Source organism: Streptomyces brasiliensis (genome assembly GCF_014647875.1).
Lineage (GTDB): Bacteria > Actinomycetota > Actinomycetes > Streptomycetales > Streptomycetaceae > Streptomyces > Streptomyces brasiliensis.
In genome coordinates this window covers 199115-221371 of sequence record NZ_BMQA01000011.1, presented here as the reverse complement: position 1 = coordinate 221371, position 22257 = coordinate 199115, and the positions used below count along the sequence as shown (strand labels likewise).

The 22257-nt window shown below is 70.6% G+C and carries 18 protein-coding genes; 11 read left to right on the top strand and 7 right to left on the bottom strand.

What is annotated here, in order from left to right; genetic code table 11:
• Positions 1 to 152: 152 nt before the first annotated feature.
• The 4 genes from IEZ19_RS19750 (at position 153) to IEZ19_RS19735 (ending at position 4228) form a co-directional block, all read left to right on the top strand.
• Positions 153 to 671: a cysteine dioxygenase gene (locus IEZ19_RS19750; RefSeq protein ID WP_189312533.1), complete on the top strand. Its 519-nt coding sequence runs from the start codon at positions 153 to 155 to the stop codon at positions 669 to 671.
• Between the two features lie 58 nt (positions 672 to 729).
• Positions 730 to 1689 carry a 2-phospho-L-lactate transferase gene (gene cofD / locus IEZ19_RS19745; RefSeq protein WP_189312532.1) on the top strand — a complete coding sequence of 320 codons (960 nt, stop codon included), beginning with the start codon at positions 730 to 732 and terminating at the stop codon, positions 1687 to 1689.
• The gene (locus IEZ19_RS19740; RefSeq protein ID WP_189312531.1) at positions 1686 to 2993 is read left to right on the top strand and encodes a coenzyme F420-0:L-glutamate ligase; all 1308 of its coding nucleotides are present in this window, start codon (positions 1686 to 1688) and stop codon (positions 2991 to 2993) included. The genes cofD and IEZ19_RS19740 overlap by 4 nt, the downstream gene beginning before the upstream one ends.
• Positions 2994 to 3181: 188 nt before the next feature.
• Complete coding sequence (locus IEZ19_RS19735) at positions 3182 to 4228, top strand: DNA-3-methyladenine glycosylase family protein (RefSeq protein ID WP_373297010.1); 1047 nt, start codon at positions 3182 to 3184, stop codon at positions 4226 to 4228.
• A gap of 338 nt (positions 4229 to 4566) precedes the next feature.
• Here IEZ19_RS19735 and manB read toward each other — a convergent pair whose 3' ends face one another.
• Together manB and IEZ19_RS19725 are read right to left on the bottom strand one after the other, a co-directional pair.
• Positions 4567 to 5649 carry a mannose-1-phosphate guanylyltransferase gene (gene manB / locus IEZ19_RS19730; RefSeq protein ID WP_189312529.1) on the bottom strand — a complete coding sequence of 361 codons (1083 nt, stop codon included), beginning with the start codon at positions 5647 to 5649 and terminating at the stop codon, positions 4567 to 4569.
• Between the two features lie 169 nt (positions 5650 to 5818).
• Positions 5819 to 7249 carry a peptidoglycan recognition protein family protein gene (locus tag IEZ19_RS19725; RefSeq protein WP_189312528.1) on the bottom strand — a complete coding sequence of 477 codons (1431 nt, stop codon included), beginning with the start codon at positions 7247 to 7249 and terminating at the stop codon, positions 5819 to 5821.
• A 110-nt stretch (positions 7250 to 7359) separates the two neighbouring features.
• Between IEZ19_RS19725 and IEZ19_RS19720 the strand changes: the two genes are divergently transcribed.
• The 4 genes from IEZ19_RS19720 (at position 7360) to IEZ19_RS19705 (ending at position 13171) form a co-directional block, all read left to right on the top strand.
• A complete protein-coding gene (locus IEZ19_RS19720) occupies positions 7360 to 8115 on the top strand; it encodes a TIGR03089 family protein (protein ID WP_189312527.1) in 756 nt (251 codons plus the stop codon).
• Positions 8116 to 8303: 188 nt separating this feature from the next.
• On the top strand, positions 8304 to 9467 hold the full coding sequence (locus IEZ19_RS19715) for an LCP family protein (protein ID WP_189312526.1): 1164 nt from the start codon (positions 8304 to 8306) through the stop codon (positions 9465 to 9467).
• Positions 9468 to 9700: 233 nt separating this feature from the next.
• A complete protein-coding gene (locus IEZ19_RS19710; protein ID WP_189312525.1) occupies positions 9701 to 11437 on the top strand; it encodes an LCP family protein in 1737 nt (578 codons plus the stop codon).
• A 132-nt stretch (positions 11438 to 11569) separates the two neighbouring features.
• Entirely contained in the window at positions 11570 to 13171 is a 1602-nt protein-coding gene (locus IEZ19_RS19705) for an LCP family protein (protein ID WP_189312563.1), read from the top strand.
• Between the two features lie 70 nt (positions 13172 to 13241).
• On the opposite strand, the gene IEZ19_RS19700 is transcribed toward IEZ19_RS19705, so the two are convergent.
• Entirely contained in the window at positions 13242 to 14270 is a 1029-nt protein-coding gene (locus IEZ19_RS19700; RefSeq protein ID WP_189312524.1) for a glycosyltransferase family 2 protein, read from the bottom strand.
• Between the two features lie 135 nt (positions 14271 to 14405).
• On the opposite strand from IEZ19_RS19700, the gene IEZ19_RS19695 reads away from it, so the two are divergent.
• Positions 14406 to 15905: an LCP family protein gene (locus tag IEZ19_RS19695; RefSeq protein ID WP_189312523.1), complete on the top strand. Its 1500-nt coding sequence runs from the start codon at positions 14406 to 14408 to the stop codon at positions 15903 to 15905.
• A 113-nt stretch (positions 15906 to 16018) separates the two neighbouring features.
• Here the strand turns inward: IEZ19_RS19695 and IEZ19_RS19690 are convergent, their stop codons facing one another.
• Positions 16019 to 16567: an acyl-CoA thioesterase gene (locus tag IEZ19_RS19690; RefSeq protein ID WP_373297009.1), complete on the bottom strand. Its 549-nt coding sequence runs from the start codon at positions 16565 to 16567 to the stop codon at positions 16019 to 16021.
• 119 nt (positions 16568 to 16686) lie between these two features.
• On the opposite strand from IEZ19_RS19690, the gene IEZ19_RS19685 reads away from it, so the two are divergent.
• A complete protein-coding gene (locus IEZ19_RS19685; RefSeq protein ID WP_189312521.1) occupies positions 16687 to 18036 on the top strand; it encodes an LCP family protein in 1350 nt (449 codons plus the stop codon).
• A gap of 91 nt (positions 18037 to 18127) precedes the next feature.
• On the opposite strand, the gene IEZ19_RS19680 is transcribed toward IEZ19_RS19685, so the two are convergent.
• The 3 genes from IEZ19_RS19680 to IEZ19_RS19670 form a co-directional block, all read right to left on the bottom strand.
• Positions 18128 to 18472 (bottom strand): four-helix bundle copper-binding protein, encoded by a 345-nt coding sequence (locus tag IEZ19_RS19680; RefSeq protein WP_373297012.1) that lies wholly within the window; start codon positions 18470 to 18472, stop codon positions 18128 to 18130.
• Positions 18473 to 18614: 142 nt separating this feature from the next.
• Entirely contained in the window at positions 18615 to 19277 is a 663-nt protein-coding gene (locus IEZ19_RS19675; RefSeq protein WP_189312519.1) for a hypothetical protein, read from the bottom strand.
• A gap of 153 nt (positions 19278 to 19430) precedes the next feature.
• The gene (locus tag IEZ19_RS19670) at positions 19431 to 20588 is read right to left on the bottom strand and encodes an acyl-CoA dehydrogenase (RefSeq protein ID WP_189312518.1); all 1158 of its coding nucleotides are present in this window, start codon (positions 20586 to 20588) and stop codon (positions 19431 to 19433) included.
• A gap of 199 nt (positions 20589 to 20787) precedes the next feature.
• Here IEZ19_RS19670 and IEZ19_RS19665 point away from each other — a divergent pair, with 199 nt between their 5' ends.
• Complete coding sequence (locus tag IEZ19_RS19665) at positions 20788 to 22131, top strand: UDP-glucose dehydrogenase family protein (RefSeq protein ID WP_189312517.1); 1344 nt, start codon at positions 20788 to 20790, stop codon at positions 22129 to 22131.
• Positions 22132 to 22257 lie beyond the last annotated feature (126 nt).

Sequence of the window (22257 nt, the reverse complement as noted above, 5' to 3'; positions counted from 1 at the left end):
CTCCGGCTGTCCCCGAGTCCATCCCGACTCGGTGTGCTGCTGCCCTTGCCGGCCCCTCATCCAGGGCCACTCACCCGCTCGTGACCCGGGCGGACGGCGCATGACACCCAGCAAGCCCCCCCACTCTTTCACCGAGGACCGACCACACCCCGATGAACAGCGACAACGACCTCCAGATCGCCGGCGACATCCTCGAAGTCCCGCATCTGCTCCAGCCTCCGCGCGAGCACCCGGCCACCGTCGCCGAGTTCGCCGGCCTGGCCCGCTCCATCGCCGCCGACCGCTCCCAGTGGGAGCACCTCGTCCAGTACGACGCCACGACGCGCTGGTACCACCGGCTGCGCACCGGCCCCGGTTACGAGGTGTGGCTGCTGTCCTGGGTGCCCGGGCAGGGCAGCGGGCCGCACGACCACGGCCGTTCCTCCGGGGTGCTGACCGTCCTGGAGGGCACGCTGACGGAGCGGACCGAACGGGGCACGCGCGTGTTGACCCGGGGCGCGCAGCGGGTGTTCGCCCCGGGGTACGTGCACGAGGTCGTCAACGACGCGCTGGAGCCCGCGGTGAGTCTGCACGTCTACTACCCGGGCCTCACGGAGATGCCCATGCGCACGGCCCCGCACTGCGAGGCACGCACCGAACCGGGTGCCGAGGCACGCCCGGTGACCGCCTGAGGCGCCGTGGTACCCGCCTGCTGACGCGTTGTCGTACCCGCCTGCAAGACTTGGTCCCATGCGCATTGTGGTTCTGGCAGGCGGCATCGGTGGTGCCCGGTTCCTGCGTGGCCTGAAGAAGGCCGCGCCGGACGCGGACGTCACGGTCATCGGCAACACCGGCGACGACATCCACCTCTTCGGGCTGAAGGTCTGCCCGGACCTCGACACGGTGATGTACACGCTCGGCGGCGGCATCAACGAGGAGCAGGGGTGGGGGCGGGCCGACGAGACCTTCCACCTCAAGGAGGAGCTCGCGGCGTACGGCGTCGGGCCCGAGTGGTTCGGGCTCGGCGACCGGGACTTCGCGACCCACATCGTGCGGACGCAGATGCTGGGCGCCGGGTATCCGCTGAGCGCGGTGACGGAGGCCCTGTGCGACCGGTGGAAGCCGGGCGTCCGTCTCATTCCCATGACCGACGACCGTGTCGAGACGCATGTGGCGGTCGAGCTGGACGGCGAGCGCAAGGCGATCCATTTCCAGGAGTACTGGGTGCGGCTGCGGGCCTCCGTCCCGGCCGAGGCGGTCGTGCCGGTCGGCGCCGAGCAGTCCAAGCCGGCGCCGGGTGTCCTGGAGGCGATCGCCGAGGCGGACGTCGTCCTCTTCCCGCCGTCCAACCCGGTCGTCTCCGTCGGCACGATCCTCGCCGTGCCCGGCATCCGGGAGGCGATCGCCGACGCCGGGGTGCCGGTGGTGGGTCTCTCCCCCATCGTCGGGGACGCGCCCGTGCGCGGGATGGCCGACAAGGTGCTCGCGGCGGTGGGCGTGGAGTCCACGGCGGCGGCGGTGGCCGAGCACTACGGCTCGGGGCTGCTCGACGGCTGGCTCGTCGACACCGTCGACGCGGGCTCGGTCGAGCGGGTCGAGGCGGCCGGCATCCGCTGCCGAGCCGTACCGCTGATGATGACGGACGAGGACGCGGCGGCCCGGATGGCCCGCGAGGCGCTGGCGCTGGCGGAGGAGGTGCGAGGGGGTTGAGCGACGGGGCACCCGAGTACCGGACCTGGGCCATCGCCGGGATCCCCGAGGTCCGGCAGGGAGACGATCTCGCGAAGCTGATCGCCACCGCCGAACCGGGGCTGGTCGACGGTGATGTACTGCTGGTCACCTCCAAGATCGTGTCCAAGGCGGAGGGGCGGGTCGTCGAGGCGTCCGACCGGGAGGCCGCGATCGACGCCGAGACCGTACGGGTCGTGGCGCGGCGCGGACCGCTGCGGATCGTGGAGAACCGGCAGGGTCTGGTGATGGCCGCCGCCGGAGTCGACGCCTCCAACACCCCTTCGGGCACAGTGCTGTTGCTGCCCGAGGACCCGGACGCGTCCGCGCGCGCGATACGGCAGGGACTGCGCGACACCCTCGGTGTGGACGTCGGGGTCGTCGTCACCGACACCTTCGGACGGCCTTGGCGCGCGGGGCTCACGGACGTCGCTATCGGCGCGGCGGGCATACGCGTGCTGGACGACCTGCGCGGCGGCACGGACGCGTACGGCAATCCGCTCAGCGCGACGGTCGTGGCGACGGCGGACGAACTGGCCGCGGCCGGTGACCTGGTGAAGGGCAAGGCGGCCGGGCTGCCCGTCGCCGTGGTGCGTGGACTGCCGCACGTCGTCGCAGGGGAGGACGAGCCGGGCGCGAGAGCCCTGGTGCGGGACGCCCGCGACGACATGTTCCGGCTCGGCACCTCGGAGGCGGTGCGGGAGGCCGTGACCCAGCGGCGTACCGTACGGGCCTTCACCGACGAACCCGTCGACCCGGGCGCCGTTCGGCGGGCGGTGGCCGCGGCGGTCACCGCGCCGGCGCCGCACCACACGACGCCGTGGCGGTTCGTGCTGCTGGAGTCGGCGGAATCGCGGGCCCGGCTGCTCGACGCCATGCGGGACGCCTGGATCGCCGACCTGCGGCGGGACGGCAAGACCGAGGAGTCGATCGCCAAGCGGGTCCGGCGTGGAGAGGTGCTGCGGGGAGCGCCGTATCTGGTCGTGCCGTGTCTCGTGATGGACGGCTCGCACACCTACGGGGACGCCCGGCGGGACCGGGCCGAGCGGGAGATGTTCGTGGTCGCCACGGGGGCCGGGGTGCAGAACTTCCTGGTCGCGCTGGCCGGGGAGCGGCTGGGGTCCGCCTGGGTGTCGTCGACGATGTTCTGCCGTGACGTGGTGCGCGAGGTCCTCGGTCTGCCGGACGACTGGGACCCGATGGGGGCGGTGGCGGTCGGCCATCCGGCGGAGGCGCCGCGGCCCCGGCCGGAGCGGGAGGCGGGGGCGTTCATCGAGGTCAGGTGAGGGTTTCGGCCGCGGGCGTTTCGGGTGGTGAACGGTGTCCACTCGGCTCGTTCGTGCGGGGAGTGGTGACCTCTCGGGCGGAAACGCGGTGGCCGTTTCGTACGACCGTCTAGTCTCGTAGGACCGCAAGAACCAATCAGGACCACCACCAGGACCGCACCGACTCTGGCAGCCCAGGGACACCATTCGTGGCAGGACGTTTCGCTCCTCGGCCCACCCTCCCCCACAGCCGTGAGGGCGTGGGAGGGGCCCCCAAGCCCGTGCGCGCCGGGTACGCCGCCGTACCCACGGGGGTGCCTCGGCAGGTTGATGCCGGGCCCGGGCGGACGCGGACCTGGGCGCCGGACGGGCCGCTCGACCTCGGTCTCGTGCTCGGGCCGCTGCGGCGCGGGCCGGCCGATCCGACGTTCCGGGCGCTGCCCGACGGGTCCGTGTGGCGGTCCACTCGGACACCCGCCGGGCCCGGGACGCTGCGGGTTTCGTCGTATGGCGGTGAGGTGCGCGGCGAGGCGTGGGGGCCTGGGGCCGAGTGGCTGCTCGAACAGTTGCCGGAGATGCTCGGGGCGGGTGACGATCCCGACGCGTTCGCGCCGCGGCACCGGGTGGTGGCGCTGGCGCGGCATCGGCGGCCGGGGCTGCGGCTGACGCGGACCGGGCTGGTGCTGGAGTCGTTGATTCCGTCGATCCTCGAGCAGAAGGTGACGACGGACGAGGCGTATCGGGCGTGGCGGTTGCTGGTGCGGAAGTACGGAGAGCCTGCGCCGGGGCCCGCGTCCGTGGTGGGCGGGCGGATGTGGGTCATGCCGGCGCCTCGGACATGGGCGCTGATTCCGTCCTGGGAGTGGCATCGGGCCGGGGTCGACAACAAGCGGGCGTCGACGATTCTGCGAGCCGTGCGGGTCGCTGCGCGGCTGGAGCAGGCGGTGGGGATGGCGCCGGAGGCTGCGCAGGCTCGGCTGGAGGTTGTGCCGGGGATCGGGCCTTGGACGTCCGCGGAGACCGTGCAGCGTAGTCATGGGGCTGCGGATGCGGTGACCGTGGGGGATCTGCATCTGCCGGGGATCGTGGGGTGGGCGCTCGCCGGGGATCGGGATGCGGACGACTCCGTGATGCTGTCGTTGCTGGAGCCGTATGCGGGGCAGCGGCATCGGGCGGCGCGGTTGATTCTGCTGAGCGGGAAGGTGCCGGCGCGGCGCGCTCCGCGGATGCCGCGGGGGGATATCGGGCGGTTGTAGGTTGCGCGGGGTATCGGTGGGCGCCGGTGGTTTCGTCAGCCGGCGTCGCCCAGGCACTCGGCGTTGCCCTGCGGGGGTGGGCCGCGCAACCCGGCGCTCGCGGGGTGCCGCTGCGCCCACCCGTGCCGCCCTGCGGCACGACTGCCCGCAGCCAGGGCGGTTACGGCGAGTGCCGGCTGCCGGGTCGGCGCCGCCCCAGCGGCACGACCACCCGCAGCCGGGACAGGTACAGCAAGTCCCACTGCCGGGTCGGCGCCGCCCCAGCGGCTCGACCGCTCAGCGCTGTGTGGGTGGGATGGGGCGCAGTTCCTTTGAACTGCGCCCCTGTGTGGCCCCAGTTACTGGTCCGAAGAGAAGCGAAGTGCCCCCGCTGGGATTTGGGCGTCGCACCACACCCTTGCTCCCTCTCGGAGTTCGTTGTCCGGGCCGATGACGGCGCCGTCTCCGATGACCGTGCCGGTGAGGATCGAGCGTTCGCCCACTCGGGCTCGGGTGCCGATCAGGGAGTCCGTGATGACCGCTCCCGGTTCGATGACCGCGCCAGGGAGGATCGTGCTGCCGGAGACGCGCGCGCCCTCCGCCACGAACGCGCCCTCGCCCACCACCGTGCCGCCCGTCAGTTTCGCGTCGGGCGCGACCCGGGCCGTGGGCAGGACGAGGCGGTCGCCGCAGCGGCCGGGGACCGCGGGGGACGGGGCGCGGCCCAGGACCAGGTCCGCCGAGCCGCGGACGAAGGCGGCCGGGGTGCCCAGGTCCAGCCAGTACGTGGAGTCGACCATGCCCTGGAGGTGGGCGCCGGCCGCGAGCAGGTCCGGGAACGTCTCGCGCTCAACCGACACCGGGCGGCCCACGGGAATCGTGTCGATCACCGAGCGGCGGAAGACGTACGCCCCCGCGTTGATCTGGTCGGTGACGATCTCCTCCGGGGTCTGGGGTTTTTCGAGGAAGGCCAGGACCCGGCCTGCTCCGTCCGTGGGGACCAGGCCGTAGGCGCGCGGGTCCGGCACCTGGGTGAGGTGCAGGGAGACGTCCGCGCCCGTGGACTCGTGTGTGTCCACCAGCGCCCCGATGTCGAGGCCGGTCAGGATGTCACCGTTGAAGACGAGGACCGGTTCCTCGGGCCCGGAATGGAGGTGCGCGGCCGCGTTGCGGATGGCGCCGCCCGTGCCGAGGGGCTCCTCCTCCGTGACGTACTCCATGCGCAGGCCCAGCGCGGAGCCGTCACCGAAGTACGGTTCGAAGACCTCGGCGAGATAGCTCGTCGCAAGGACGATGTGGTCGACGCCCGCCGCTCTCGCTCTCGCCAACTGGTGCGTGAGGAACGGGACCCCGGCCGCCCGGACCATCGGCTTGGGCGTGTACACCGTGAGCGGACGCAGCCGGGTGCCTTTGCCGCCGACCAGGAGGATCGCTTCTGTCACCTGTCGTCTCTGCTTCCTGCCGGGACCGGCCGAACTGTATTTCGGCCGGCCAGTGTATGCAGACCGTCCGACGGCGCCCTCGACGGCCGCGCGGTGTCCCGCGATGTCACGCGATTGCCGCGCGCGGTTCCCCCGGTTGTCTCCCGACGGCGATGAACGCGCCCCGGTCTCAGCGCCCCTGGTAGCGCGCCGCGGTGGAACGGGCCGATCCGAGCTTGGAGTAGAGCTTCTTGCCCGGGCAGTCCGTGGCGTAGCCGTCCCGATGACCGGAGATCACGTTCAGTCGTACGTTCTTCCCCTTTGGGTAGAGATTGCCACCGCCCGACTTCAGATATGTCTTGCCCTTCGGATTGGCGCCGAAGAGCCCGAGCTTCCACGCGGTGAGCTTGGCGATGGCCGTCACGGAGGCGGCAGGCGGCTTGGCCGAGTTGAACGTGCCGATCACCGCGATGCCCATGCTGTCCGAGTTGAAGCCGAGGGTGTGGGCGCCCATGACCGCCTTGGTCACGCCACCGGCCCGGCCCTCGTAGATGTTTCCGCACTTGTCGACAACGAAGTTGTAGCCGATGTCCCGCCAGCCCATGCTCTTGACGTGGTAGCGGTAGATACCGCGGATGACGGACGGGGCCTGGGAACAGGTGTACTTGTTGCCCGAGGCCGTGTGGTGCACGAAGGCCGCCTTGACCGTCTTGGTGTAGACGAAGCCCCGTTCGCGCAGCTTCTCGTCCGCGCCCCAGCCACGCCGCGTCACGATGCGCGGACGCGGTCCGATGTACGGCTTCGCCTGCTGGGCCCCGGACACCTGGTCGGCACGCAGGGTGAGCAACTCCCGTTCCGTGCCCTTCTTGTCGAGGGCCTGGATCTCGGCGGCGCCGAGGGGCGCGAGGTCGGCGTTGACGGCCGAGACGGAGAGCTCGGCCTCGTCCATGCCGCCGCCGGTGCGGGAGGCGTCGGCCGGTGAGCCGGCGGGCGGACGCTCCGCGCCGGGGTCGACGAGTTCCAGCCGCAGACCCGAGGGGAGGGGTGCGGACGTGGGGGTCGTACGGCCGTCTCCGGTGGTGACTTCGGTGTCGGCGCGGACGCGGACCTCCACGCCGTCCGACTCGCCGACCCACAGCGGCGCGGTCGCGCCGCGCACGCGGCCCGAGGTGCTCTCCGCCGTGCCGGGGTCGGCCCCGTGGTCGGCGTTGTGCGTCTCGACGTCCTGCCAGCCGGACCACTTGCCGGTGGCGACGGAGCGGGTGCGGACCTGGACCTGGCCGTGGAGTTGCGTACCGGGGTTGTCCCAGATGACGCCGACGAGGGAGAAGTGGCGAACGCCCTGGCGGTACAGGCCCTGTTCGGGAGCGACGCCGTGGACGCGCTCATGGGTGAGGGGGACGAGGGGCAGTGACCGGGTACTGCCGGCGAGGGCTGGCGCGGCGCCGAGTCCGACGCTGTTCGTGGCCCGGTCCGTGGCCGGCGCCGGCCGTACGGGCACGGCGGCTGCGGGCAGGGCCAGTGGGAGTGCCAGGGCGGCCGCGCACGTGACACCGACCGAGGAAGCACCGATCGAGGAAGTAAGGAATCCGAATCCACGCATGCCACTGATCTTGGGCATATACATGCATGCCTGCCATCGGGGAGTTGACGGACCGTCGGCTGCCGTTCCGCCGAACCGGTGGCCCCGCCGCCCGGTGCTCGGCCCCCCGGCGGCGTACGCTTGCGCGGGTGAACGCCACCGATCGCACCCCTGCCGACCTGCTGCGTTCCGCGCTCGCCGCGGATCCCGCACGCCCCCTGGTGACCTTCTACGACGACGCCACGGGCGAACGTGTCGAATTGTCCGTGGCCACCTTCGCCAATTGGGTGGCCAAGACGGCGAACCTGCTCCAGGACGAGGCGTCCGCCCAGCCCGGCGACCGGCTCGCGCTGCTGCTGCCCGCGCACTGGCAGACGGCGGTGTGGCTGCTGGCGTGCTCCTCGGTGGGCGTGGTCGCGGACGTGGCCGGCGACCCCGCTCACGCGGACTTCGTCGTGGCCGGGCCGGGGCAGTTCGACGCGGGGCTGGCCAGCCACGGGGACCGGTACGCGCTGTCGCTGGCCCCGCTCGGCCGCCGCTTCCCGGCCCCGCCGGCGGGCTACACCGACTACGCCGTCGCGGTCCCGAGCCACGGCGACCGCTTCACTCCGTACACGCCGGTCGACCCGGAGGCACCGGCGCTGATCGTGGCCGGGGCGGAGTACACGGGAGCGGAGGTCGTCGACCGGGCGCGCGCGGATGCGCCGTCGCTGGACTTGACCGGGCCCGGGTCCAGGTTGCTCTCCGCGCTGCCGTACGACACGTGGGAGGGGCTGAGCGCGGGGTTGTTCTCGCCGCTCGCCGTCGGGGGGTCGGTGGTGTTGTGCCGGCATCTTGCGCAGTTGGGTGAGGATGCGCTGGCCAAGCGGGTGGAGAGTGAGCGGGTTACGTCTGTGCGCCGGTGAAGGGCGTGCCGGGTGGCGGCTGCGGGTTCCTTGTGGTTGCTCGCGCCACGCGGCTGAGCCGCACATCGATACAGCCCCGCGTCGCCGACAGTCACCCGAATGGAGTAACACCAGCCGCCCTCCCTCCCCCTTTCGGGTCATCGTCGTAGGAGCAGGACGACCCGCTTGTACGCCATGGGGGTACCGCCATGAACGCCACCTCGGGTGCGGGCGCCTCCGCCACGGGTGACGGGCTCATACGGCGGCGTCGGGGGCGGTGGACACGCGGGGCCGCCCTCGGGGCCGGCGCGCTCGTTCTCCTGACCGGGGGGGCCGGGTGGGCCGTGTACGCGAAGCTCAGTGGGAACATCACCGCCGACGAGGCCGCCGCGGCCGAGCTCGCACGGTATGAGCGGGAGCGGCCCACGGCCCTGGTGCGCGGGGCGCAGAACATCCTGCTGATCGGGTCCGACACCCGTGCGGGCACCGGCAACCGCAAGTACGGGAAGGACTCGGGCACCGAGCGGTCCGACACCACGATCCTGCTGCACCTGGCCGCCAACCGGCGCAGCGCCACCGCGGTCTCCCTCCCCCGCGATCTCATGGTCGACGTGCCGAGCTGCCGGCGGCCGGACGGCAGCCGCAGCGAGCCCACGTTCGCCATGCTCAACTACGCCTTCGAGACGGGCGGTTCGGCATGCACCATCCGTACCGTCGAGAAGCTGACGAACGTACGGGTCGACCATCACGTCGTGGTCGACTTCAGCGGCTTCAAGCAGATGGTCGACTCCGTCGACGGGGTCGAGGTGTGTCTGGCCAAGCCCGTCAACGACAAGGCCGCCAAGCTGAGGCTGCCCGCGGGGCGGGTCACGCTCGACGGCGAACAGGCGCTCGGCTATGTACGGGCCCGGGAGACGCTCGGCAACGGCAGCGACACCGATCGCATGGACCGGCAGCAGCGGCTCCTCGGCGCGCTCGTCGACAAGGTGCGCAGTGAGGACGTTCTGCTGAACCCGATGCGGCTCTATCCGGTGCTGAACGCGGCCACCTCGTCGCTCACGACTGATCCGGACCTGGCCAGTCTGCGCGGCTTGTACCAGTTGGTACGGGGGCTGCGGAACATCCCCACGAACCATGTGCAGTTCCTCACGGTTCCGCGGGAGTCGTACGTCTACAACGCGAATCGCGACCAGCTCGTGGAGCCCGAGGCCGAGAAACTGTTCGCACTGCTGCGCGCCGACAAGCCGGTGAAGGTCACGAATGCCACTGAGCGGGAATCAGGCAGTAAAAGCGGCAATTCAGGCCACAAGAACGACCCTTCGTCTGCCCTTACGTTCCGCGGCAACACCGCCGCCGACGACAACTGCCGGTAAAGCGCACCTCAAGCCGACGAACTTCCGTTCAGGAATATGAGGGGGATTGCCCAGTTGTAGGGACGTGGAATTTGTCACGGGCGTCGCTTGACGCTGAACTGGGCGGATAGTGTGAGCGATCCGGTGCACCACGCCACGAGGTTCCTTCCTGGGGCCGTGCACTGTTTCACCGTGATCCGAGCGCCTTTGAGGGGGAAGGCGCCGCGTGGCCCCGACGGAGGATTCGGACAACCGTGGACGCGCAAGGCCGTGGGCGGGCGGACAACATCGACCCCGCAGACCAGTGGGTGCTCAATCCGAACACCGGCGAATACGAACTGCGACTGAGTCCCTCCGTACCGCAATCGCCGGTCCCCGGGCCGCGCAGATCCCGCCCCCGGAATCCCGGCGGCGCCCCGCGCGACCGTGCGGGAGCACCCGGACGTGAGACGGGCCGGACACCGGGCCGGGAGGTGCCGGCGCAGCGCAGGCGCCGGGTGGAGCCGGAGCCCCCGCCGGGGCGGCGTGGCCGGCGGCCGGTGAAGAAGAACACGAAGGCGAAGAAGGTGCTGCTGTGGACCGGCGGGACCATGGCTTTCGTGCTGGTCGCGGTCTCGGCGGCCGGTTACCTCTACATCAAGCACCTCAACGACAACATCAGTTCCGTCTCCGACGACGGCGCGAGCACCGGTGGCTTCCGCAAGGACCATGCGATCAACATCCTGCTGATCGGCACCGACAAGCGCACCGGCAAGGGCAACGAGGGCTACGGCGACCAGGGCAGCGTCGGACACGCCGACACCAACATCCTGCTGCACGTTTCCAAGGACCGGTCGAACGCCACGGCGCTGAGCATCCCGCGCGACCTGATCGTGGATGTCCCGGACTGCCCCACACAGCAGGAGGACGGCACCACGAAGGTCATCCCCGGCACGAGCGGCGTCCGCTTCAACACCAGCCTCGGCCAGGACGGCCGTACGCCGAGCTGCACCGCGCGCACGGTCACCGAGCTGACCGGCATCAAGCCGGACGACTTCATGGTGGCCGACTTCAATGCGGTCAAGACGCTCACCTCGGCGGTCGGCGGTGTCGACGTCTGTCTGGCCAAGGACATCGACGACCGGGACTCCCATCTGAAGCTGTCGAAGGGCACCCACAACATCTCCGGTGAACAGGCACTCGCCTTCGTCCGCACCCGGCACTCCGTCGGTTTCGGCGGCGACCTGAGCCGGATCGCCTTGCAACAGCAGTTCCTGAGCGCACTGATGCGCAAGCTGAAGTCCAACGACACGCTCAGCAGCCCCTCGAAGATGCTGAAGCTGGCGGAGGCAGGCACGAAGGCGCTGACCGTCGACTCACAGATCGACAGCATCGGCAAGCTGAAGGACCTCGGCCTGGAGCTGGGCAAGCTCAACACCAAGAACCTGACCTTCACCACGGTGCCGGTGATAGACAACCCCGCGGAGAAGGTCAAGGCGACCGTCGTCCTCAACGAGACGAAGGCGCCCGCGGTCTTCGACGCCATCAAGAACGACGTGTCCTTCACCGACGTGAAGAAGAAGGCCAAGGCATCGAAGGACGCGGCGGCCGCCCGTCTCAAGGGCACCAAGGCCGACGCCTCCGAGGTGCGCGTCCGCATCCTCAACGGCGGGGCCCCCGCAGGCAGCGCACAGGAGACGCTCCAGTGGCTGCAGAACGACGAGGGCGTCCTCAAGTCGGAGAACGGGGGTAACGCCGACGCGGAACTCGCCAAGACGACGCTCGAGTACGCGCCCGACCAGGCGGACCAGGCACGCAGGCTGGCCGCGATCATGGGGCTCGCGGGATCGGCGCTGAAGCCGGGCGAAAGCGTGACCAACTCCCAGGGGCTGCCGGCGATGACGCTGACCCTGGGCAAGGACTTCAAGGGCGCGGGGGTGTCCTTGACCGCTCCGACGAAGGCGCCGGATGTGGACAAGTCCACGGCAGACAAGGTGAAGTGCGCCTCTTGAGGCAGGTAACCCCACGGGCCCCTCAAGCGTCTAACAGACGCGGGAGGGGCCCGTGTGAGGCGCAGGGTGGGGAGGCTGGGGAATTTGGCGCAGAGCAGTGTGCGGGGGGAGGCACCGGCGGTCGACGACACGATGTCGCTGGTGCCGCGGGACCGGAAGACGGCCGAGGGGGACGGGCGGCCCGGCGGCAAAGGACGCGGAGGCGGTCCGAAGGGCGACCGGCGACGGCGCAGACGGCGCGTCCTGCGCTGGTCGGCGACGGTTCTGGCGGTGGTGATACTGGGTACGGCGGGGGCCGGCTATCTCTACTACCGGCACCTCAACGGCAACATCCAGAAGGGCCAGCGCAGCATCGGCGACTCCAAGGCGAGGAAGGCCCGGCCCAACGCCGCCGGGCAGACGCCGGTGAACATCCTGCTGATCGGCTCCGACAGCCGTAACTCCGACGAGAACGTGAAGCTGGGCGGCAGCAGGGACAACCGCGGCAACCCGCCCCTCGGCGACGTGCAGATGCTCATCCACCTGTCCGCGGACCGCAAGAGCGCCGCCGTGGTGAGCATCCCGCGCGACACCCGGGTCGACATCCCCAAGTGCACGGATCCTGTCAGCAAGCAGACGTACGCGGCGACCAACAACATCATCAACGAGTCGCTGGCACGCGGCGGGGCGGGCTGCACACTGACCACCTGGGAGAACCTCACCGGGGTCTACATCGACCACTGGATGACGATCGACTTCGCGGGTGTCGTGGATATGGCGGACGCCATCGGCGGCGTCGACGTGTGCGTGAACCAGAACGTGTGGGACCGGCCGCTGCCCGGCGTGCCCGGCGGCTCGGGCCTGAAGCTGAAGGCCGGAACGACGAACATCAAGGGCAAGCAGGCCCTCCAGTGGCTGCGCACCCGGCACGCCTGGGGCAGCGACCCGCTGCGGGCACGGGCCCAGCACATGTACCTGAACTCGATGATCCGGACGCTGAAGCGGCAGAACGTCTTCACCGACAGCGGGCGGCTGATGGGCCTGGCCGAGGCGGCCACGAAGTCCCTGTCGGTGTCCGATGAGATCGGCACGGTCAAGAAGCTGTACGACCTGAGCATGCAGCTCAAGTCGGTGCCGACGGACCGGATCACAATGACGACGATGCCCTGGGTCGAGGACAGCCAGAACCGGAACCACGTCGTACCCGACGGTGCCAATGCCGAGAAGATGTGGCAGATGCTCCGCGACGACGTGCCGTTCGACAAGAACGGCGACGCGAACCCGTCGGGCAAGAAGAAGACGGACACCGTCGAGACGGCGGCCAAGTCCCCCTCCACGCCGGCCGACAGGCTCGGCGTGCTGGTGCAGAACGCCACCCGCAGCTCCACCCAGCCCCCCGTCCCCGGGCGGGCGAAAGCGATCAGCCAGGTGCTCGTGCGGCAGGGCTACGCGCGTGCGGCGGCCGACACGACGGCGGCGCTGGCCGAGGACCGGACCGTCGTGCGGTACCCGAGCGCGGATCTGGAAGGTGACGCCCAGGCCGTCGCCAAGTCGCTGGGGATTCCGCTGGGTTCGGTGAAGCAGTCGACCGACGTGTCGGGGGTCACCGTCGTCGTGGGCGCCGACTGGCGCGAGGGCACGGCCTATCCGAAGGAGTCGGCGCCGAAGGCCGGGGACCTGCCCGGCAACGCGGACGCCATCAACGGCTCGGACAAGAACCAGTGCATGGACGTGTACAAGCCGTACCAGTGGTAGCGAGGAACGAGAACCGAGAACGGGCCCCTCCCGCGCGGGAGGGGCCCGTTCTCGTTCGGCCGGACCCGCGTCAGCGGGCGGCGACCACCGCGGGCCGCCGCGACGCGATGACCTTCCTCGCCAGCGACTTCGGGCTCGTCAGGAAGCCCCAGCCCCACGACATGTGCATCGTCGCGAGGGCGACCGGGATCCGGAGGCGGGCCTTGAGGGGCAGCCCCTTGCCCGCGGGGACCGAACCGGCGGCGATCGCCGCGAGGTAGAGGCCCGGGACGACGAAGCCCCACGGCGTCAGTGCGGCTCCGACCACGATGCCGGCGGCCATCGCGCACACCGCCGTCGGCGGGGCGAGGTAGCGGAGGTTGATGGAGCCCTCGTGGTAGCGGGCGACGACGTGCCGCCAGCGGCCGTAGTCCTTGTACTGCTTGGCGAGGGCGCGCACGGAGGGCCTCGGGCGGTACGACACCTTCAGCTCCGGCGAGAACCAGATCAGCCCGCCCGCCTCACGGATGCGGAAGTTCAGCTCCCAGTCCTGGGCGCGGATGAACTCCTCGTTGTAGCCGCCCTGTTGTTCAAGGGCCTCGCGGCGGAAGACGCCCAGGTACACGGTCTCGGCCTCGCCCGCCCCGCCGCCCGTGTGGAAGGCCGCGTTGCCGACGCCGATCTTCGAGGTCATCGCGGCGGCGACCGCGTGCTCCCAGTCGTTCTCGCCCTCGGCGTGCATGATGCCGCCGACGTTCTGCGCGCCGGTCTCCTCCAGGAGCCGTACCGCGGTGGCGATGTAGTTCGGCGAGAGCATGCCGTGGCCGTCGACGCGGACGACGACCGGGTGCCGGGACGCCTTGATCGCGGCGTTCAGCGCGGCGGGCGTACGGCCGGTCGGATTGGGGACGGTGTGCACGCGGGGGTCTTCGGCCACGAGCTGGGCGGCGATCTCGTCCGTGTGGTCCGTGGACGGACCGAGGGCGATCACGACCTCCATGTCGCCGGCGTACTCCTGCGCGAGGATCGCTTGGACGGCGCCGCGCAGATGCCGCTCCTCGTTGAGGACGGGCATGATCACAGAAACAGCGGGGAGCCGCACGTCGGGCTTGGCGTTCATAGGGCGCCCACGTTACCGCGAACGGGGGACACTGGTGCGCCCCGCCGGGCCGCTGCCGCGGGCTGGAGATCGTATGGGCCTACGGTGCTCACGATCCCACGTACGGCCCCAGGGGCCCCAGGCCCGGAGGTTGCCATGCCCGCCACGCCGCCCCGCTCCCCCGCCCGGCCGCAGCGCCGCCCCCGGCCGCCGCAGCCACGGAGAGCACAGCGGCCGCCCGTACCCGTACGGCGCAAACGGCCGCGCTGGGCCATGCGGGCGGTGACCACGCTGTCGGTGGTGGTGCTGGCCTCGGCCGGGATCGGGCACGCGGTCGTGACGAGCCTGGACGCCGACATCGCCCGGATCGATCCCTTCAAGGACATGAAGAACCGCCCGCAGGCGGGCCACGGCATGAACGTCCTGCTGGTCGGCACCGACGGCCGGGACCGGATCAACGAGCGGGAGCGGCGGAAGTACCGGCTGGGCGGGGCGCCCTGCCACTGCACCGACACGATGATGATCGTGCACATCTCGGAGGACCGGGAGCGGGCCAGCGTGGTGAGCCTGCCGCGCGACTCGTACGCCGAGGTGCCCGAGCACGTCGACGAGACGACCGGAGCACACCACGGACCGCACCCGATCAAGATCAACGCGGCGTACGCGGAGGGCGGGCCGCAGCTGACCGTGCGGACGGTCGAGAACATGACCCATGTGAAGATCGACCACTATCTGGAGGTCGACTTCATCAGCTTCATGAAGACCGTGGACGTGCTCGGCGGCGTCAGGATCTGCACCGTCGCGCCGATGAAGGACTCCTACACCGGTCTCGACCTCCCGGCGGGCACGCACACGCTGATGGGCGGCGAGGCGCTGCAGTTCGTCCGCTCGCGGCACGTCGACGGAGCGAGCGACCTGGGCCGGATGAAGCGCCAGCAGCGGTTCCTGGCGGCGCTGATCGACCGGGCGACGTCGTCCGGGATGCTGTTCAACCCGATGCGGTTCCGGGACGTGACGCGGGCGGTGCTCGGGTCGGTGCGTGCGGACAAGGGCTTCGGCACGGACGAACTGCTGGACCTCGGTCGGGCGATGCGGAACTTCTCCCCCTCCTCGTCCGAGTTCACGACGGTCCCGATCGGCAAGATGGGATACGCGGTGAAGGGCATCGGTTCCACGCTGAAGTGGGACCCGGTCAAGTCGGCGAAGCTCTTCGAAGCCCTGCGCGACGACCGGCCGCTGACCGTGAAGCGCCCGCCGCGCGCCCCGGCCGTACCCGTGGACGTGGCGCCGCAGCAGGTCCGGGTGCAGGTCGAGAACGGCACCGGCACGTCGGGCCTCGCCAGGCGCATCGACTCGGCCCTGGCCGCGGCCGGCTTCGCCACCACCCAGCAGCCGACGACGTCTGAGGACCGCGACGTACGGCGGACGGTCATCCTCTACGACCCCCGCTGGGACCGCTCGGCCAAGACTCTGGAGGCGGCCCTGCCGGGCAGCGAACTGCGCGCGGCACGCGGTCAGGGGCCGCTGCTCAAGGTGATCGCGGGCTCGGACTTCCACGCGGTACGCAAGGTCAAGGCCGAGGACCCACCGGAGAGCCAGGCCACGGTGATGCGGGGGGACGAGGCGGTGTGCCGGGGAAACACGGCGGCGGGTTGAGCGCCGAAGGGGCGCGGGGCTGTATCGACAGGCGGCTCCGCCGCGCCGGCGCGACCGGCCACGACGGACCCGCAGCGAACCGGTGGCCCATCACGGCGCCCGCAGCGGAGCGCCTACTCCTCCTGGCCGTTCGCCGCGCGCTTCTCGCGCAGTTCGCGGATGGCCCGACGGCGGGCCAGGCGGTGGGTGCGGCGGATCTGGGCCTCCTGGCAGCGGCGTTCGTCACGTTCCGTCTCGGGCATGACCGGAGGGACCCGGCGCGGCTTGCCGTCGGCGTCCACCGCCGTGAAGACCAGGTAGGCCGAGCCGACCTGGGTCGCGGGGGCCGACTCGTTCCAGCGTTCGGCGAGGACTCGTACGCCGATCTCCATCGAGGTCCGGCCGGTCCAGTTGACCTGTGCCTTCACATGGACCAGGTCGCCCACCCGGACCGGCTCCAGGAACGCCATCTCGTCCATGGACGCGGTCACGGCGGGCCCTCCGCTGTGCCGGCCGGCCACCGCGCCCGCCGCGTCGTCGACCAGTTTCATGATCACGCCGCCGTGCACCGTGCCCAGAAGATTGGTGTCGCTGTGGGTCATGATGTGGCTGAGAGTGGTACGCGAGGCGGACGTCGGCTTGCCCGGAATATCGGACTCCGCTGCGAGCTCCTGGTCTGTCATGGCCTCCACCTTATGTCGAAGCGACATTCGAGGACTTTGTGTCGGGTTCGCAACAGCGGCGCTCTGATTTTCCGACGGCTCTTGTAAGACACACGGCCTCGCCCTGCACACTGGGCCACATGAATGAATGGCCCGAGGGATGGTCCGACGACAACCGCGGCAACCGTTACGGCCGCGGCAGCGCCAGCGCGCAGCCCGAGGGCGCCCGCGTGATGCGACAGGTACGACGCGGTCCGGGAGCCGCGCCCGGACAGGGTGGCGGGTACGGGCAGGGCGGCGGCTACGGCAACGGCCGTCCGTCGGCGCCGCCGTACGGCGGGGTACCGCAGCAGCCCGGTTACGGCGGTGGCCAGGGCTACGACGACTACGGCGACGCACAGGGGTACGACAGCGGGTACAGCGACGGCCAGGTCTACGGCGGTGGCCGGGGCGGCGGCTTCGTACCCAACGACGACGACCCCGATCCGGAGTACGCGGGCTACCGGGCGCGCCCCAACTGGCGGCGCCGGATAAAGGTGACGGTGCTCACTCTCGTCACCGTGTTGATCGTCACATCCGTCGCGACCTACTTCTGGGCCGACTCCAAGCTCCATCGCGACGTCGACCTGTCCAAGGTCATCGACCGCCCTGAGACCGGTCAGGGCACCAACTACCTGATCGTCGGCTCCGACAGCCGCAAGGGCATGTCGGCCGAGGACAAGAAGAAGCTGCACACCGGCTCCGCCGAGGGCCAGCGCACCGACTCGATGATGATCCTGCACGTCGGCGGCAACGGGGACACGCTGATCTCGCTGCCACGCGACTCGGACGTGGAGATCCCGTCGTACAAGGGGTCGACGTCCGGGAAGGTCTACCCGGGCCAGGGCCGGCACACGAAGCTCAACGCGGCGTACGCCGAGGACGGTCCGACCCTCCTCGTGCGCACCGTCGAGTTCAACACCGGCCTGCACATCGACCACTACGTCGAGATCGGCTTCGCGGGCTTCGCGAACATCGTGGACGCGGTCGGCGGGGTCGACATGACTCTCGACCAGGGCTTCAAGGACAAGTACTCGGGCGCCGACTTCAAGGCGGGCAAGCAGACGCTGAACGGTGAGCAGGCGCTGGCCTTCGTCCGTACGCGGCACGCCTTCGCCACGTCCGACCTGCAGCGTACGAAGAACCAGCAGAAGTTCCTGTCGGCCCTGGCCCATCAGGTGGCCACGCCGTCGACGGTCCTGAACCCCTTCAAGCTCTACCCGACGATGAGCGCGGGCCTGGACTCGCTGACCGTCGACAAGGACATGTCCCTGTGGGACCTGGCGTCCATGTTCTGGGCGATGAAGGGCGTCAGCGGTGGCGACGGCAAGTCCATGAACATGCCGGTCTCCGGCTCCGCCGGCGGCAACCTCATCTGGGACAAGGCGAAGGTCAAGACGCTGGTGAACGAGCTGAAGAACGACGAGACGGTCACGGTCTCCGGCAACTAGGCCGTCGCGGCGGCCAGTACCGCCGAGGCCCGGCACACGGTCGAGGGCACCCCCGAGGACGGGGGTGCCCTCGAGTGCCGTCAGGCAGGCGTCACATCCTCGCGCCCGCCATCGCGCGGCACATCTCAGCGCCGCGGCGACAGGAGTCCGCGCAGCGCATCAGCTGGGGGTCGTCGGGTACGGACATACACGCCTCCGCGCACATGTCACAGACCTTGGCGCACATCGCGCACATCTCGGCCGACATCGGCGAGCGCCGCATCATCATGTCGGCGCACATCCGCGTCATGTCGGAACAGTCCATGAGCGCGCGCATGATCTGCATCTGGGGCTGACCGCCCATGGACATGCAGGCGCTCATGGTCTCTTCGCACGTCGTGTGGCAGGTCATGCACGCCTGGACGGCGTCCTGCATCTCCTTACTCATGGCGCTCATGGTTCCGGGCTGGGTCACGGCTCCTCCTGAGAGGGAGAGGGGCCCTGGGCGGGCCCCGTGTGCTTCCGTCCTACGCCGGTCCGCCGGGACCTGCCATCCGGGGAGCACGGAGACCGCCCCCGCCTCGTGGCATGCCGGTCCGCTACGGCCTGCCGTCGGCGCGGGGCGTGCCGTACCAGCGCCACGAGGTGAGACGCGGCCGACCGGGGAGTTCCGCGCGGCCGGTGGCCCAGAGGAGGGTCGGCCAGCGGTCGGTGCCGGCCGGAGCGTCGGGGAAGAGCCGGGTCAGCACTCGGTCGCACAAGTCGGCGGGCGGCGTCCAGTCGAGGCCCAGGCCCTCGGCGACGTCGTGGATGTGCACCAGGGTCTCCACGACGCCCATCGCGGCGAAGCCCTCGGGGTCGGCCCGGCCGAAGACGTGGTGTGCCCGGGCCGTGGGCGGGGTCGTACGGACGATCGCGGCGAGCAGGCCGCCACTGGCATCCAGTACCTGGAGCAGACCGGCGGGACCGGCGTCGCGGTCCGCGAAGACGGCGTTCGCCGGGCCGCCGGGCCTCTTACGGCTCCACGCGAACGGGACGTGGGTGTCGAGCGGCGGGTTCGCCGGGCTCAGTTGGGCGGCGTACGAGAGCAGGTCGTCGGCGAGGTGCTCGACGGTCTCCCAGCAGTCCCACTCCAGGGAACCGGCCCTGACACCCCAGTCCGCGGCGGCCGCCCCGCGCAGGGTGGCGAGCGCCAACCGCACGGCGTGCTCCACATCGGCCGCGGTGACCGGGCCACTCGACGATCCCTGCGCTTCAGCCATGCCGGGACCGTATCAATGATCGCCGGATGCCGAGGAACCTTTGTTCGAGCAACCGCCGAGCCCTCCTCGACGGACGGCAACAGCCCCCGGCATTCTGTGCCGAGGGCTGTACCCGAGACGGCTTCACGTCGTCTCTGACCTGCAAAGACCCCGCTAGGGGAGGTTCCGGGCCATCACGATGCGCTGGACCTGGTTCGTGCCCTCGTAGATCTGCGTGATCTTGGCGTCGCGCATCATGCGTTCGACCGGGTAGTCACGGGTGTAGCCGTAGCCGCCGAGGAGCTGGACCGCGTCCGTGGTGACCTCCATCGCCACGTCGGAGGCGAAGCACTTGGCCGCCGCGCCCTGGAAGGTCAGGTCGCTGTCGCCGCGTTCGGACTTGGCCGCCGCCGCGTAGGTCAGCTGCCGGGCCGCCTCGATCTTCATCGCCATGTCGGCGAGCATGAACTGGATGCCCTGGAAGTCCGCGATCGGCTTGCCGAACTGCTTTCGCTCCTGGACGTATCCCTTCGCGTAGTCGAAGGCGCCCTGCGCCACGCCCAGCGCCTGGGCGGCGATCGTGATGCGGGTGTGGTCCAGCGTCTTCATCGCCGTGGCGAAGCCGGTGCCCTCCGCGCCGATCATCCGGTCGGCCGGGATGCGCACGTTGTCGAAGTAGACCTCACGGGTCGGCGAGCCCTTGACGCCGAGCTTCTTCTCCGGGGCGCCGAAGGAGACGCCCGCGTCCGACTTCTCGACGACGAAGGCGCTGATGCCCTTCGAGCGCTTCTCGGGGTCGGTCACGGCCATCACCGTGTAGTACTCGGAGACGCCGGCGTTCGTGATCCAGCGCTTCACGCCGTTGAGTATCCAGTGGTCGCCGTCGCGCACCGCCCTCGTCCTCATGCCGGCCGCGTCCGAGCCCGCCTCCGGCTCCGAGAGGCAGTACGAGAACAGCCCGTCGCCCTTGGCCAGCGGCGCCAGGTACTTCTTCTTCAGGTCCTCGGAGCCGGACAGGATCACCGGCAGCGAGCCCAGCTTGTTCACCGCAGGGATGAGGGACGAGGAGACGCAGACGCGCGCCACCTCCTCGATCACGATCACCGTGGCCAGCGCGTCCGCGCCCGCGCCGCCGTACTCCTCGGGCACGTGCACGGCGTGCAGGTCGTTCGCGACCAGCGCGTCCAGCGCCTCCTGCGGGAAGCGCGCCTCCTCGTCCACCGCGGCGGCGTACGGCGCGATCTTCGCCTCGGCCAGCGAGCGGACGGCGTCGCGGAGCATGTCGTGCTCCTCGGCGGGGCGGTACAGGTCGAAGTCAGCCGATCCGGCCAAGGTCTCTCACGCTCCAAAAACGCAGTGATTCCGACGCGGCAATGACGCTAATTACCGTTAAGTAACTCAAATTTTAGAGGCCTGCCCACGGCAGGCCTCTGTGAGCTTGGCGACAGCGGGAAAGTTGCCCGCCAGAAGGCCGCGGCATGCCCCGACTATGCTCTGCCTCGCATCCCCGTCGTATCCCCTTGGAGCACCCATGAGCCTCAAGATCACCGTGATCGGCACCGGCTATCTCGGCGCCACGCACGCCGCGGCCATGGCCGAGCTGGGGTTCGAGGTGCTGGGCCTGGACGTCGTACCCGAGAAGATCGCGATGCTCAAGCGGGGCGAGGTCCCGATGTACGAGCCCGGGCTGGAGGAGCTGCTGAGCCGGCACGTGGAAGGGCTCGAGGGTTCCTCGGGACGGCTGCGGTTCACCCTGGACTGGGCCGAGGCGGCCGAGTTCGGCGACGTGCACTTCGTGTGCGTGAACACTCCGCAGAAGCACGGCGAGTACGCGGCGGACATGTCGTACGTCGACGCCGCCTTCGCCTCGCTGGCCCCCCATCTGACCGGTCCCGCGCTGGTCGTCGGCAAGTCCACCGTGCCCGTCGGCTCCGCGGACCGGCTGGCCGCCTGCCTGGCCGAGCACGCGCCCGCCGGGACCGACGCCGAGCTGGCCTGGAACCCGGAGTTCCTGCGCGAGGGCTTCGCCGTCGAGGACACGCTGCACCCGGACCGGATCGTGGTCGGCGTCCGCAGCGAGCGGGCGGAGAAGCTGCTGCGCGAGGTGTACGCGACACCAGTCGGTGAGGGCACGCCGTTCGTGGTGACCGACTTCCCGACGGCCGAGCTGGTGAAGACGTCCGCCAACTCCTTCCTGGCCACCAAGATCTCCTTCATCAACGCGATGGCGGAGGTGTGCGAGGCCGCGGGCGGCGACGTCGCCAAGCTGGCCGAGGCGATCGGCTACGACGACCGGATCGGCAAGAAGTTCCTGCGGGCCGGGATCGGTTTCGGCGGCGGCTGTCTGCCGAAGGACATCCGGGCGTTCATGGCGCGGGCGGGCGAGCTGGGCGCGGACCAGGCGCTGACCTTTCTGCGCGAGATCGACTCCATCAACATGCGCCGCCGCGGCCAGATGGTCGAGATGGCCCGCGAGGCGCTGGGCGGCGGCTCGTTCCTGGGCAAGCGGGTCGCGGTCCTCGGCGCCGCCTTCAAGCCGGACTCGGACGACGTGCGTGACTCGCCCGCGCTCAACGTGGCGGGCCAGATACACCTCCAGGGTGGCCAGGTCACGGTGTACGACCCGAAGGGCATGGACAACGCCCGCCGCGTCTTCCCGACCCTCGGTTACGCGCCCACGGCCCTCGACGCCGTCCGCGGCGCCGACGTGGTCCTGCATCTCACCGAGTGGCGGGAGTTCCGCGAGCTGGACCCGGCGGTGCTGGGCGAGGAGGCGGCGGCGAAGCTGATCCTCGACGGCCGCAACGCCCTCGACCCGGAGGTCTGGCGCCGGGCGGGCTGGACGTACCGCGCGATGGGCCGCCCGACCGCCTGAGCCGGAGGGTGCGCCGAAGGGCCGCACGGCCGGGCTCCCGGCACCGGCCGAGGCACCCGGGGCTTGACCCCGAGAAGGCGACACCGGTTCGGCCGAGGCTCAGTCGGCCGAACCGGTGTCCTGTCG